11 protein-coding genes are annotated in these 12,997 nt (G+C 60.5%); 3 read left to right on the top strand and 8 right to left on the bottom strand.

The annotated features are described in order from the left end of the window. Positions 1–6 precede the first annotated feature (6 nt). From J4D99_RS10190 to J4D99_RS10180, 3 genes are read right to left on the bottom strand one after another with little or no spacing between them, the layout of a single operon-like run. On the bottom strand, positions 7–438 hold the full coding sequence (locus tag J4D99_RS10190) for a GNAT family N-acetyltransferase (protein ID WP_208131594.1): 432 nt from the start codon (positions 436–438) through the stop codon (positions 7–9). An 11-nt stretch (positions 439–449) separates the two neighbouring features. Beyond that, positions 450–1,562 carry a glycosyltransferase gene (locus tag J4D99_RS10185; RefSeq protein ID WP_208131593.1) on the bottom strand — a complete coding sequence of 371 codons (1,113 nt, stop codon included), beginning with the start codon at positions 1,560–1,562 and terminating at the stop codon, positions 450–452. 49 nt (positions 1,563–1,611) lie between these two features. Further along, the gene (locus J4D99_RS10180; RefSeq protein ID WP_236018611.1) at positions 1,612–2,337 is read right to left on the bottom strand and encodes a polysaccharide deacetylase family protein; all 726 of its coding nucleotides are present in this window, start codon (positions 2,335–2,337) and stop codon (positions 1,612–1,614) included. 102 nt (positions 2,338–2,439) lie between these two features. Between J4D99_RS10180 and trxA the strand changes: the two genes are divergently transcribed. The 3 genes from trxA to J4D99_RS10165 all read left to right on the top strand — a co-directional run bounded on the left by trxA (position 2,440) and on the right by J4D99_RS10165 (position 6,152). Next, positions 2,440–2,745 carry a thioredoxin gene (gene trxA / locus J4D99_RS10175; RefSeq protein WP_208131592.1) on the top strand — a complete coding sequence of 102 codons (306 nt, stop codon included), beginning with the start codon at positions 2,440–2,442 and terminating at the stop codon, positions 2,743–2,745. A 192-nt stretch (positions 2,746–2,937) separates the two neighbouring features. Next, complete coding sequence (locus J4D99_RS10170) at positions 2,938–5,181, top strand: TonB-dependent receptor (protein ID WP_309509579.1); 2,244 nt, start codon at positions 2,938–2,940, stop codon at positions 5,179–5,181. A gap of 101 nt (positions 5,182–5,282) precedes the next feature. Continuing rightward, positions 5,283–6,152 carry a DUF4249 domain-containing protein gene (locus J4D99_RS10165; protein ID WP_208131590.1) on the top strand — a complete coding sequence of 290 codons (870 nt, stop codon included), beginning with the start codon at positions 5,283–5,285 and terminating at the stop codon, positions 6,150–6,152. A 2-nt stretch (positions 6,153–6,154) separates the two neighbouring features. Here the strand turns inward: J4D99_RS10165 and J4D99_RS10160 are convergent, their stop codons facing one another. From J4D99_RS10160 to J4D99_RS10140, 5 genes are all read right to left on the bottom strand, one after another. Next, positions 6,155–6,628 (bottom strand): hypothetical protein, encoded by a 474-nt coding sequence (locus J4D99_RS10160; RefSeq protein ID WP_208131589.1) that lies wholly within the window; start codon positions 6,626–6,628, stop codon positions 6,155–6,157. 80 nt (positions 6,629–6,708) lie between these two features. After that, positions 6,709–7,527: a purine-nucleoside phosphorylase gene (locus tag J4D99_RS10155; RefSeq protein ID WP_208131588.1), complete on the bottom strand. Its 819-nt coding sequence runs from the start codon at positions 7,525–7,527 to the stop codon at positions 6,709–6,711. 134 nt (positions 7,528–7,661) lie between these two features. Continuing rightward, the gene (locus J4D99_RS10150; RefSeq protein ID WP_208131587.1) at positions 7,662–9,545 is read right to left on the bottom strand and encodes a M1 family metallopeptidase; all 1,884 of its coding nucleotides are present in this window, start codon (positions 9,543–9,545) and stop codon (positions 7,662–7,664) included. 140 nt (positions 9,546–9,685) lie between these two features. Then, a complete protein-coding gene (gene sppA, locus J4D99_RS10145; protein ID WP_370551408.1) occupies positions 9,686–11,443 on the bottom strand; it encodes a signal peptide peptidase SppA in 1,758 nt (585 codons plus the stop codon). Between the two features lie 251 nt (positions 11,444–11,694). Further along, complete coding sequence (locus J4D99_RS10140) at positions 11,695–12,987, bottom strand: replication-associated recombination protein A (protein ID WP_208131585.1); 1,293 nt, start codon at positions 12,985–12,987, stop codon at positions 11,695–11,697. Between the last annotated feature and the right edge of the window lie 10 nt (positions 12,988–12,997).

Below are 12,997 nucleotides of genomic sequence, written 5' to 3'. Positions count from 1 at the left end.
ACTATTCTAAGACAAGGCAAGGTTTAGCCGTACATAGGGCACTTCGCCTTTGTAAAAAACGGCGCCTTCGGGGGCTAGCCCGAAACGCTGGTAAAAGGGCAGCGTGTTTTGCCGGGCATCGCACCACAGCTGGCTAGCCCCTTGCGCTCGCGCCGCCCCGATAACGTATTGCAGAAGCGCCGTGCCCACGCCCCTCCCCTGCCAGGCCGGGTCGGTGGCAAACTTGCGAAAGCGAGCCACCCCATCGGCTGCCACAAAAAGCGAGATAACGGCTACCAGGGCGCCAGCCACGAACGCGCCGTAGTGCTGGCCAGCGACATCGTCGGGCAGCTGCACGTAGGCAAGCGGCTTATCGGGCCAGAGCACGGCGTGGCGCAGGGCATACGTTTGGGCCGGCTCAATGGGTTGAATAACAATCTCTAGCTGATTTGCAGTCATGTACTTATGCGTTATTGATACTGGCGGCCTTTCCATTCTACGCTGCGCCGGCCCAGCAGGCGGGCCAGCGTGAGGTGCGTGGTGAGCAGCAGCGAATACCCCTCAAACAACGGCAGCAGCCACCAGGCAGGGCGGGGCAGCCCGGCGCGGCGGCTGGCCGCCAGCGCCAGCGCGTAGTGGCTAGCCACTTTCAGGGCAAGCGCCGCCAGCGCCCATGCTAGACCGCCCGCTAGCCCCATCAAAACCAGCGCCAGCCAGTAGCCGCTAAAGAAAATGAGCCCGGCCTGCACGTGCCACGGCAGCGCCGCTACGCCGCGCAGCCAGCGCAGGCGCTGCTTAATGAGCGCCTGCCACGAGCCGGTGGGCAGCGAAGCTGCCCGCACGGCCGGCTCAAAGAGCTGCCGGGAGCCGAAGCCCCGCGCATTTACGGCCTCAAACAAGGCAAAATCTTCGGTGACGGAGAAGGGCAGCGCCTCGTAGCCACCGGTGGCTTGGTAGGCAGCGCGCGTAATGAGCATGTTGTTGCCCATCGCCGTCATGGGCTGGCCGGCCTCGGTGCCTACTTGAATGAGGGCAAGCGACATGAGCCAGTCGAGCCGCTGCAGGCGGGCTAGCAGGCCGACACCTTCTACTACCGTGAGGCCCGTGACGGTGCCCACGCCGGGTGCGGCGTGCTGCACCATTGCCGAAACCCAAGTAGGCGGCACGGCAATATCGGCATCGGTAATCAACAGGTAATCAGCGTGCGCGGCCTGCGCCAGGTGGGCCAGCACATTGGCTTTGCCGCGCGCCTGGCCGAGATTATCTTGAATAGTGAGCACCTGATGCTGCCCCCCGAAGCCAGCTAGGGCCGCTTCGGCCACGGCGCGGGTGCGGTCGGTACTGCCATCGTCGCCGACCAGGATTTCCAGCAATTCAGCCGGGTAGGCTAGCGCCCGCAGGCTAGCCAGGCAGCGCGGCAGGGCCACCTCCTCATTGCGCGCCGCCACCAGAATACTCACGCGCGGCCAGGGCGTGGGCAGCACCTGCGGCACCGCTGCGCCGCGCCGGCTAGCCAGCCGCCAGGTGGCGCAGGCCATGATGCACAGCCACAGGCCGCAGTAGACGAAGGCAAAAGAAAACAAGGCGACACAGCTAGCGAGCCGCAAAAATACCGGTGCCGGGCGGCCCCAGCTACAACGTGGCAAACTCGTAGCCTAGCTCGCTGTAGTGTGCCAGTAGGCGCGGCAGCAGAAAGCGCAGCGAGCGGCTCGCCTTGCGCGAGTCGTGCAGCACCACAATATCGCCGGGCCGGGTGGCGGCCAGCGCTAGGCGCAGGGCTCGCTCGGGGGCCAGGTCGGGGTCATAGTCGCGCGTCAGCAACGACCACATTACCACGCGGTAGCGCTGCCGCAGCTGCCGCAGCACCGGCCAGGTGAGGCGGCCGTAGGGCGGGCGAAATAATTTAGCTGCTAGCTGATAGCTGTTTGCTATTAGCTGCTCGTCAATTAATTTTTCACTTTTAGCCGCCCAGGAGCTCACAGCTAACGCCCGATAGCTGGCAGCTAACAGCTTTTCGCACTCGGCCACGCCGGCCAGGTACTCGGCACGGGGGGTATTCCAGGCGCTGCGGTGGTGCTGGGTGTGGTTGCCGAGGCGGTGGCCGGCAGCGAGCGCGGCGCGGGCTATGTCGGGATAGCGGGCCAGGTTGTCGCCCACGCAGAAGAAGGTACCCAGAGCTTTATAATTAGCTAATTGCTCAAGTACCCAGGGCGTTTCTTCCGGAATGGGGCCGTCGTCGAACGTTAAGTACAGGCGCGGCCGGCCGGTGGGGCCAGCCGGCACGGCGCGCCACTCGCTGCCCGGAAACACAGGGCGCAGCCAAGCGGGCGGACGGGTGAGCGGATTGGGCAGCAGCAAAACGAAACCGAATAGTTGCCCTAAAGGTAAAAGTAGGGCGCCGCCCAATGCGGCTACTTTCACCTTAGCGCCGGGCGGGGGCTAGCCCCGTCCTCCATTCTTATGCCTCGCAAGTCCTTTTCTGAACTCATTAATAGTCCCGGCATGCCCGTGTTAGTGGATTTTTACGCCGACTGGTGCGGCCCGTGCAAGACCATGGCGCCCATTTTGCAGCAGGTGGCGGCCCAGCACGAGGGCAAGCTGCGCATCATCAAGATAGATGTGGATAAAAACCAGGCCGTGGCGCAGCAGTTTCGGGTGCAGAGCATCCCGACGCTCATCCTTTTTCACAAGGGCCAGCCAGTGTGGCGGCAGGCGGGCGTAGTGCCGGCCGGCCAGCTTACGCAAGCGGTAGGCGCTTATTTGTGATAATAAGCAGATAACCTGTGGCTGCAAACTAAACTTCGGGGGCCGGCGTTGGCGAAACGCTGCCCCTTGGCGTCGTAATTTGCAGGTATGCTCCGAGCTTTCCGTCCGTACAGGTTATTTATATTTTTCCTTTTATTCTGCACGCTGCCGAAGGCAAGCCAAGCTCAAACCCAGCATACTTTTAGCGGGCTGGTGCGCGGCGCCGATGGCCTGGCCCTGCCGGGCGCCTCGGTGGCCGTGCCTACCCTGAACCTCGGCACAGCTACCGAGGCCGATGGCCATTTCAGCCTCAGCCTGCCCGAAGGACCGCAGCAGGTGGTGGTGTCGTTTGTGGGCTACACCTCGCAAACGCTGGCGGTCAATCTGCGTCACAATCAGCAGCATACCTTTACCCTAGCCGCTGCCAACGCTGAACTGGCTGAGGTGGTGGTGCAGGGCCAGCAAACGTTGAAAGAGAAGCTGCAATCGACCCAGATGGGCGTCGAGCACCTCACCATTCGCGAGGCCAAGCTGCTGCCGGCCCTCTTCGGGGAGGTCGATATTTTGAAGACCTTACAACTGAAGCCTGGTGTGCAGAGCGGCGGCGAGGGCAGCAGCGGCTTGTTTGTGCGCGGGGGCTCGGCCGACCAAAACCTGGTGCTCGTAGATAATGTATTGGTCTACAACCCTAACCACCTGTTTGGCCTGTTTTCGGTGTTTAACTCCGATGCTGTGCAGAGCGTTGATTTGTACAAGGCTGGCTTTCCGGCGCAGTTTGGCGGGCGCCTGTCGTCGGTGGTAGACGTGAAGCTGCGCGAGGGCGACCGCGAGAAATTTGTAACTACGGGGGGCATCGGGCTCATTTCGTCGCGCCTCAGCTTTGAGGGCCCTATTCAGAAAGGCAAAGGCTCGTTTATCGTGAGCGGGCGCCGCACCTATTTCGACATTTTTACGAGGGCGCTCAACCGCGCCAATGCCGGCAAAGAGGATTACTCGCCCATCCCGGATTACTATTTCTACGACTTCAATGCCAAGGCCAACTACACGCTCGGCGAGAAGGACCAACTGTTCTTCACGGGCTACCTGGGGCGCGATATTTTTGGCTTTACCTCGCCCAATGGCTTCCAGGCCAATTTTACCTGGGGCAATACGCTAGGGGCGCTGCGCTGGCAGCACGTGTTTTCGCCCAGGCTGACTGTGAACACGGCCGCTTCGGTGACCTCGTACAAATACAATTTGGGCAACAGCATTGACCAGTTCAGCTTCGACCTAGGCTCGACTATTCGGGACTACACGCTGCGCACCGATTTCGACTACGTGCCCAACACCCGGCACAACGTCAAGTTTGGTGCGCTGCTCACTTACCACGATTTTGGCGTGGGCCGCTTGCAGCGTAGCTCCCAGGACAACAGCGTGAACTTCGGGGCCGACGTGAGCTACACCGGCCAGGAGGGCGCCGTGTATGCCACTGATAATATTAAGGTTACCGACAAGCTGCAAGCCGAGCTAGGCCTGCGCGCTACCGGTTTTCAAAGCGCGCCCAACCACTTTGGCGGCTTGGAGCCGCGTGCTTCGGCCCGCTACTCGCTCTCTGATAATATCGCGCTCAAGGGCAGCTACGCGCTTATGTACCAGTACGTTCACCTGGTGTCAAACTCGGGCGCCTCGCTGCCTACCGATATCTGGTACCCGTCGCGGCTGTCGGTGAAGCCTGAGCGCTCGCAGCAGGTGAGCTCCGGGGCTAGCTTTTTGCTGGGTGGCGGCAAGTTTCTGCTCACCGATGAGGTATACTACAAGTGGGCCAGCAACCAGATTGACTTTCGGGACGGCGCCCAGATTTTTGCCAATAACGACCTCGATTCGCAGTTTCTGTTTGGGCGCGGCTGGGCCTATGGCAACGAGCTGTACCTGGAGAAGAAAACCGGCAAAACCACCGGCTGGATTGGCTACACCCTCGCCTGGACCAAGCGCAACTTCCCGCCGCAGCTTGGCACCACGGGCATCAATAACGGGCACGATTTTTACCCAAACTACGACCGGCGCCACAACCTCAACATTGTGGTGCTGCACGAGCTCAATCCGCGCATCTCGCTCACGGCTAGCTTTGTGTACACGAGCGGGGCACCGACCACGCTGCCATTTGGGCGGTTTGCTCTTCAAGATATCTACCAGGGGGGCATTCAGGCCGTGCCGGTGTACCCCGACCGCAACTCGTACCGCATGATACCTTATCACCGCCTCGATTTGGGCCTGGTGTATAAGCTGCGGCCCTCGCGCATTAGCGGTCAGCGCGACCTGACCTTTAGCATTTACAACGCCTACAACCGTCGCAATGCCTACTTCATCTACTTCGAGCAAACCCGCGACAAGGCCACGGACAAGGTCACGGGCTACCGGGCGCAGCAGGTATCGCTGTTTCCGCTCATTCCCTCGGTAACGTACAATTTCAAGTTCTAACCGCAGATTCAAACGAACTAAACGGATTTCGCAGATACGCCAGCTAAAGCAGGCTGGCTTTTAGAGGGTTATTTTTAGTAAGTATGTTTTTGGTAGTGAGTATGCGTCGGAAGGTTTTAATAGGGTTTGGGTTGCTTGGGGTGCTGGCTGGCTGCAAAAAACTGCAAAATGATGCCAACGTAGTACTGCCAACCTACCCCAACCAGCTGGTAGCAGAGTGCTACTTAGAAAGCGGCGTAGTACCTCGCTTATCCATCACGGAGTCAGTGCCCTACCTGGATAACGGCCAGGCTATTGCGGCGGGCTCGCAGATTCTGACGCTGCCCAATGGGCAGACCATTCAATTGCCCACCGACGTAACGGTGTCGTTGACACTGCCGGGCGGGCAGCCCATGCCGCTACGCTTCAGCCCCGGTATCGATGCCTCAACCGGGAAGTATTATACGCACATCGGTACCCGAGCTATTACCGCAACGGCCGGCCAGCAGTTTGGCCTCGATGCGCAGGACAAGCGCGGCCGGCACCTTACGGGCACGGCCATCACGCCGACATTTATTCCTATCGACTCGGTTAAATACAAGTTTAATGGGCTAACGGGTGATAACAAGAAAGCCTATTTCATGACGAAGTGGACCGACCCCGGCGCCACCATCGACTTCTACCGCCTGATGCTGCACAAGGGCAAGCCGGCCAACAACTCGGAAACTGACAACGACATTCGCGACAAGCTCTTCAATGGGCAATCCTACGCACAGGTCACCACCTACCGCTTCCGGCCGGGCGACACCGTGACGGCTACGCTCTACCACGTCGACTCGCTGTATTTCGACTTCCGGCAGTCGGTGCGCAACGCCCGCAATGCCAACGGCAACCCCTTCGCCCAGCCCTCCGCCATTCACAGCACGGTGCAGGGCGGGCTTGGGGTATTTTCAGTGCTCGTGAGCGACAAGCGCACGGTTATTCTAAAGTGAGGCTAGCGAACTGCCTGCCGCTTATGAAAATGACCGTTGTACGCCTCAATGGCTTTCTCGTAGTGGTCGTTGCTGACCGCTAGTGCGATACTGCCAAAAAAAGCAGCGAGCGAAATAGAGAAGGGCAGCGGGGCTTTGCTGAAATTAGAGCCAGGCTTATCGCGCTGCTGGTCAGCCGCTAGGCCACCTACTATTGTCGAAGCTACAAAAACCGGCAGCAGCAACAACGCATTACGCTTTTGCGCCCGGTATTTATGCAGCTCGACCGCCGACTCAGGATACTTGGCCAGCAGCTTTTTGAGTGTAGAGCTCGTGACTGGCTCCCCGTTCATGGAGTACAGCCAGTGCGTGTAGCGGCCGCTGCCCACTACGTTTACTTTGAGCAGGCTATCGGGCCGGGTAGCCAGTGAGGCATCTTGTGCCAGCGCGGCCCATGGCCGCAGTAGCCATAGCGCCAAGAATAGCAGATTTTTCATACAGCAATCTCGTATAGCAAGCTATGCTTTGTATGAAAAATCTGCTATTCTTAGCTCGGCTTACTTAGTCCAGCAGCCCGCTAGCCCTGCGTCAGCACGGCTTTCATGAGGGCCGTGAGGCGAGGCTCGGCGGTGGCGGCCGCAGCTAATATCTCCGGCAGCTGCACGGGCTTGAGCTGACCGGGGTAGCAGAGGTCGGTGATAACTGACACGGCCAGCACCGGCAGGCCCAGGTGACGGGCCGCAATAACCTCCGGCACAGTGCTCATGCCTACGGCGTCGGCCCCGATGGTGCGCAAGTAGCGGTACTCGGCGGGCGTTTCGAGCATGGGGCCGGGCACGGCCACGTACACGCCACGCTGGGTAGTACTCCCCTGCCCCAGCGCCTCGGCCGCCGCACGGGCGCGGGCTAGCAGGTCGGCATCGTAGGGCGCAAACATATCGGGAAAGCGCGGGCCCAGCTCGTCGAGGTTGGGGCCGATAAGCGGATTGGTGGGCAGCAGGTTGATGTGGTCTTCGATAAGCACCAAATCGGACATGGCAAACTCCGGGTTGAGCCCGCCAGCCGCATTGCTAACAAACAACTTCTTGATACCCAGAAGCTTGAGCACCCGCACAGGCAGCACCACCTGCGGCATCGTATAGCCCTCATAATAATGAAAGCGCCCCTGCAGCACCGCCACTTGTTGCCCGGCCAGGGTGCCGAGCAGCAGGCGCCCGGCGTGGCTCTCCACGGTGCTCACCGGAAAATTGGGAATGTCGGCGTAGCTGATTTCATGTGCTACTTCGACCTCCTTGGCTAGGGCCCCTAGCCCGGTACCGAGAATAATGCCGGTAACTGGCTGAAAATTATTGGAATGTGCCTGAATATAGGCAGCGGCTTCGCGGATGGCTTGCATGGGATAAAGAAGTAAGTAGCGCGAAGCTTCCGCTTCGTGCGCGAGCGGCAGCGAGACGGCGGGGCCAGGTGGCCCCAGCGCGAGACGCTCGCGCTGCTCGCGCACGATGCGGAAGCTTCGCGCTACTGGTTGGGTTATAGGGCTAGCCGGTCGTTTTTCGGGTCGGCGTCGAGGTAGAGGCCGTGGTCGAAGGCCACACTTTGTACGGCCTTGCCAGCCGGAATGGTGAGGCTGGCCTGCTGCTGGTTGGCGCGCCAGAGCTCGGGCGAGCGATGCAGCGTTTCGCTGCTGCCATCGGCGTAGGTCACTTTCAGGTCAACGGGCACGGCAAAGCCGCCCACGTTCTGGATGGTTACGACCGTGCCCTGGGCCGTTTTGTCGGCTTTGGTGAGCGCCAGGTCGATGTAGCCATTGCTGAAAAACCAGTTCTGGAAAAACCAGGTCAGGTCCTGGCCCGAAGCGCTGCTCATCGAGTTGAAGTAATCCCACGGAATGGGGTGCTTGCTGTGCCAGCGGTCCATGTAGGTGTGCAGGCATTTCTTGAACAAGTCATCGCCCAGCATATCCTTGAGCGCCAGGTAGCTCAGCGATGCTTTACCGTAGGAGTTGTTGCCGTAGCCAGCCTTGAGCTCGCTGCTCGGGGTAATAACGGGCAGGTCTTCGGCCGTGCTAGGGTCATTTATCCAGCGCGTGACCCGAAACTTGCGGTAAAACTCGTCGGCCGCCGCCGGGCCATTCTCGGCCCGCCCGATGAGCAGCTCAAACGTGGTGGCCCACCCCTCATCCATGAAAGCGTAGCGGCTCTCGTTGATGCCCATGTAGAACGGGAAGTAGGTGTGGGCGATTTCGTGGTCTTGCACCAGCTGGGCAAATTTCAGGTCCTTTTCGGGGCTGTCGTTCACCATCATCGGGTATTCCATGTCGGCAAAGCCCTGCACCACCGTCATCTTTGGAAACGGATAGGGCACGCCGGGCCAGTTGCGCGAAAACCAGCTCAGCGCGTTCTGGCTGAACTTGACGGATGAGTGAAAATCCTCGGTCGAGTCGCCAAAGGCGGCCTGCACGCTGGCTCGGCGCTTGGTGGCGGGGTCTACTACTACGCTAGCCGCGTCCCAGTCGTAGTGGTTGCTCAGAGCCAGCGTCACGTCCGAAATGTCGCTGGCCTTCCACACCCAGGTGTTGAAGGGCTGCTGGGCCGTGATGTTTTTCTTGGCCAGGTCGGCGGGCGTGGCGATGTGAATAATCTGGTCGCTGGTCATCGACTTCTCCAGCTTTTTGGCAAACGCGGGCTGCAATACCTGCTTGGGGTTTTGCAGCGTGCCGGTGGCCCACACGAGGTAATTGGCCGGCACCCGCACCCGCAACGTGTAGTCATTAAAGTCGTTGTAAAACTCCTTGCTGTCTACAAAAGGCAGACGGTCCCAGCCGTTGTAGTCGTCGTACACCGCAACGCGCGGGTAGAAGTAGGCCAGGAAAAAGGTCGTTTTATCGAGCATGCCCTCGCGGCCGCTCTGCTCCGAGATGGGGAAGTGCCAGCCGAAGGCCAGCCGCACCGAGTCGTGGGGCAGCAGGGGCTTGGCCAGGGCAATGACCTGGGCGGTAGCGCCGCCGCGGCCGTTGTACTGCCGGGTCTGCCCGCCCACGGCGAAGGAATCGATGGAAACACCCTCGGTGATATAATCAGGCGAGGCATCGCCTTCACGCGCCACGCCGGGCTTATGAATATTCTGAATAAGCCGGATGGTCAGGCTCTTAAGCGTATCGGGGCTATTGTTGAAATACGTGATGGTTTCACGGCCCCGAATGTCGCGCGCGGGCGGCGCAGCCTGCACCGTAATGTCGTAGCGGGCGCGGTTTTGCCAGTAGTTGGGGCCGGGGCGGCCGTCGGCGGCGCGGGTGCCCTTGGCATAAGCCCGCTTGATGTCGCGGGGCTGGTACAGGGTGGTTTGGGCGTGGGCCGTGGGGGCGAGGCTAGCCAGGACAAACGCGGCTGCTACCGCAGGGAAAAGCTTATTCATAAAAACCATTTCACAAAAGAACATTCTGCTGAGTCGGTCGAAGTATCTCTCCCGTTTCGTTGGGTTAGTGACCCTAGCGGCGCGAGCGAGATGCTTCGACCGGCGCAGCAGGACGTTCTTTTTTATTACTTGCTGATAGACTACTTGATTTCCAGCTCATACGGCAGGCGCGCCTGCACGCCGCGCATCTGCATGAGCTGCTGGTACTGGCGCACGGCCGGGTAGAGCGGGCCGAGCTTGGCTTGCAGCACGCGGGCTTCGGCAGCGGCCTGGTCATCGTCGCCGCCGCCAGTGAAGCGGCTGAAGAACTTCTCGATTGCCGTTTTTTGGCGCGGCAGGCGCTGCACCTGGTAGTCGTCGGCCTTGATGTGCGCGCGGGCGGCGGCAATTTTTAGCGCGTCTTCGTACGAGCCCAGCACGTCGACGAGGCCAATCTGCTTGCCCTCGCTGCCGCTCCACACCCGGCCCGACGCGATGCGGCGCAGACGCTCGACGGGCATGTGGCGGCCTAGCGCGGCCTTGGTAGTGAAGTCGGCATAGATATCATTCACTTCTAATTGAAGCTGTTGCTTCTCGTAGGGCGTGAGGGCGCGGGTGATGGTGGGTAGGTCGGAGAACTTGCCCGTCGTAACGCGGTCGACGGTGATGCCGAGCTTATCGGCCAGCAGCGGCTGGATGTTGGGCAGCACGCCAAACACGCCGATGGAGCCCGTAATGGTATTAGGATGGGCCACGATGGTATCGCAGGCCATGGCAATGTAGTAGCCGCCGCTAGCCGCCACGTCGCTCATGCTGGCGATGATAGGCTTCACCTTCTTGGTCAGCACCACCTCGCGGTAGATGATGTCGGAGGCCAGCGACGAGCCGCCGGGCGAGTTGATGCGCAGCACCACGGCCTTCACCTTATCGTCGAGGCGGGCCTTGCGGATGGCTTCGGCAAACTTGTCGCTGCCGATATTGTCGTCCGAGCCGCGGCCGGTTACGATGTCGCCCTCGGCGTAGATGACGGCGATGCGGTTGCCGCTGGTATTGCCTTCCTTTTCGTCGGTCTTGCTGTTATCCTGGTAGTCGCTCAGGCTCACTACGCTAGGCTTCTTATCGGCTTTAATGCCCAGCTTACCGCGCATATAGTCCTGCACCTGGTCGAAGTAGCCGAGCTTGGTGACGAGGTGCAGCCGCAGGGCGTCTTTGGCATTGTGCACCAGCATCGAGTCGGAAATCACCTTGAGGCGCTGCGCCGGAATCTTGCGGCTCTCGGCCACCTGGCCAATCATGTGGTCGTTGAGCGAGTTGAGGTAGGCTACCGTCTGGTAGCGAGCTGAGTCGGAAAAGTTTTCGCGAAAGAACGGCTCCACGGCGCTCTTGAAGGAGCCCACCCGGAAGATGTAGGGCTCGATGCCAGCCTTGTCGAACAGCCGCTTGTAGAACATCACCTCCGAGCTCAAGCCATTGAACTCCAGCGTGCCCTGCGGGTGCAGGTAAATTTCATCGGCCACCGAGGAGAGGTAGTAGCTTTTCTCCGACGAAATCTCGTGGTACGCCACGATGAACTTACCCGAGCGCTTGAAGTCGAGCAGCGCGTCGCGCACCTCTTCGAGGCTAGCCATGCCGCCCTGCACCAGCTCCAGATTAAGCAAAATGCCCTTGATGTCATCGTCAGTTTTGGCCCGGCGAATGACGTCTTTTATCCCAACCAACCCCAGCGTCGAGCCGCTGTTACCCAGCAAGTCGGCGCTCTGCTTGCGCTCCGAAATGGGCTTGTCAAATTTTAACTCAAGCACCGAGTTGCTGGCTACCGGCCTGGTGGCGGTGCTGCGGCTAAGGGCTGCGGCTAGGCCCGTCAGCAGAATAAAGCCCAGCACCGAAAACACTACCAGCCCCACCACAGTGGCTAGCACAAACTTAAAAAATTGCCTCACAGGACCGCAGATTTAACGGATTAATGGATTGCGCCGATACGCTTGCTAAAGCAAGCTGACTACGCGAGCGGCAAGATACAGCCGCCGCTTGCTGCCAGGTTATATCGCGGCCCTGGCTTGCGCATTACACTGCGCAAGCTTAGTCGCAGGCTGCGGCCCCGCGTAGTCAGCCCACCGCAGGTAGGCGTATCGGCGCAAACCGTTAAATCCGTTTAAATCTGAGGGCTGGGCTAGTAACCATACTTTTCCTGCCACCAGCCGCGCAGGCGCTCCCGGATTTTGGCCTCGGCGGGGTTGTCGCCGGGGTCGTAGTAGCGTGTGCCGCTCAGCGCCTCGGGCATAAACTCCTGGTAGGCAAAATTGCCTTCGCCATTGTGCGAGTATTGGTAGGCCTGGCCGTAGCCGAGCTCCTTCATCAGCTTGGTGGGGGCATTGCGCAGCGGCACCGGCACGGGGTGCACACCCTGCTGCCGCACCTGCGCCTGCGCCGCCCGAATGGCTGTGTAAGCGGCATTGCTCTTGGGCGAGGTGGCAAGGTAAATGACCGTCTGGCTGAGAATCAAATCCGACTCGGGCAGGCCGATAACGGTGCAGGCCTGAAAACAGCTCTGGGCGAGCAGCAGGGCGTTGGGATTGGCGTTGCCGATGTCTTCGGAACTCAGAATAAGCAGGCGCCGGGCGATAAATTTCACATCTTCGCCGCCCTCCAGCATCACGGCCAGGTAGTAGAGCGCGGCGTTGGGGTCCGAGCCGCGGATGCTTTTAATAAAGGCTGAGATGACGTCGTAGTGCATTTCGCCGCCCTTGTCGTAGCGGGCCAGCGGGCGCTGGGCGGTGCGCTGCACGGCCTCGTCGGTGAGCTGCACGCGGCCGCTAGGGTCGGGGGGCATGCTTTCGACTACCAGCTCCAGCAGGCCGAGCAGCTTGCGCGCATCGCCGCCCGAGAGGGCTAGCAGGGCGTGGTCTTCGATGACATCGACCGGAATCTTACTTAGAATTTCGTCTTCGGCCAGCGCCCGGCGCACGATGTCGCGCAGCGTGTCGGCGCTCAGTGCCTCTAGCGTGTACACCTGGCAGCGCGAGAGCAGGGCCGGAATTACCTCAAACGACGGATTTTCGGTAGTCGCCCCGATGAGCGTGACGGTGCCATTCTCCACCGCCCCCAGCAGCGCATCTTGCTGCGCCTTGCTAAAGCGGTGAATTTCATCGATAAACAGGATGGTACCGGCCTGCTTTTTGGCGCGGTCGATGACCTCACGCACATCTTTCACCCCGGCATTGATGGCCGAAAGCATGGCAAAGGGTCGCTTCAGCTCGTCGGCCAGCAGTAGGGCTAGCGTGGTTTTGCCCACGCCCGGCGGGCCCCACAGAATGAGCGAGGGTAGGCGCCCCGCAGCCAGGTAGCGGCGTAGCACGCCGTTTGGGCCCAGCAAATGGGTTTGGCCCGCGTAGTCGGCCAGGCGGCGTGGGCGGCGGCGCTCGGCCAGCGGGGCCGTGGTAGGAGTATCGAAAAGGGAAGCCATAAACAGATAA

This window comes from Hymenobacter sp. BT559, assembly GCF_017571525.1.
Taxonomy (GTDB): domain Bacteria; phylum Bacteroidota; class Bacteroidia; order Cytophagales; family Hymenobacteraceae; genus Hymenobacter; species Hymenobacter ginsengisoli.
Note: the sequence above shows the minus strand (reverse complement) of the source record. Positions and strands in the feature narration are given on the sequence as shown.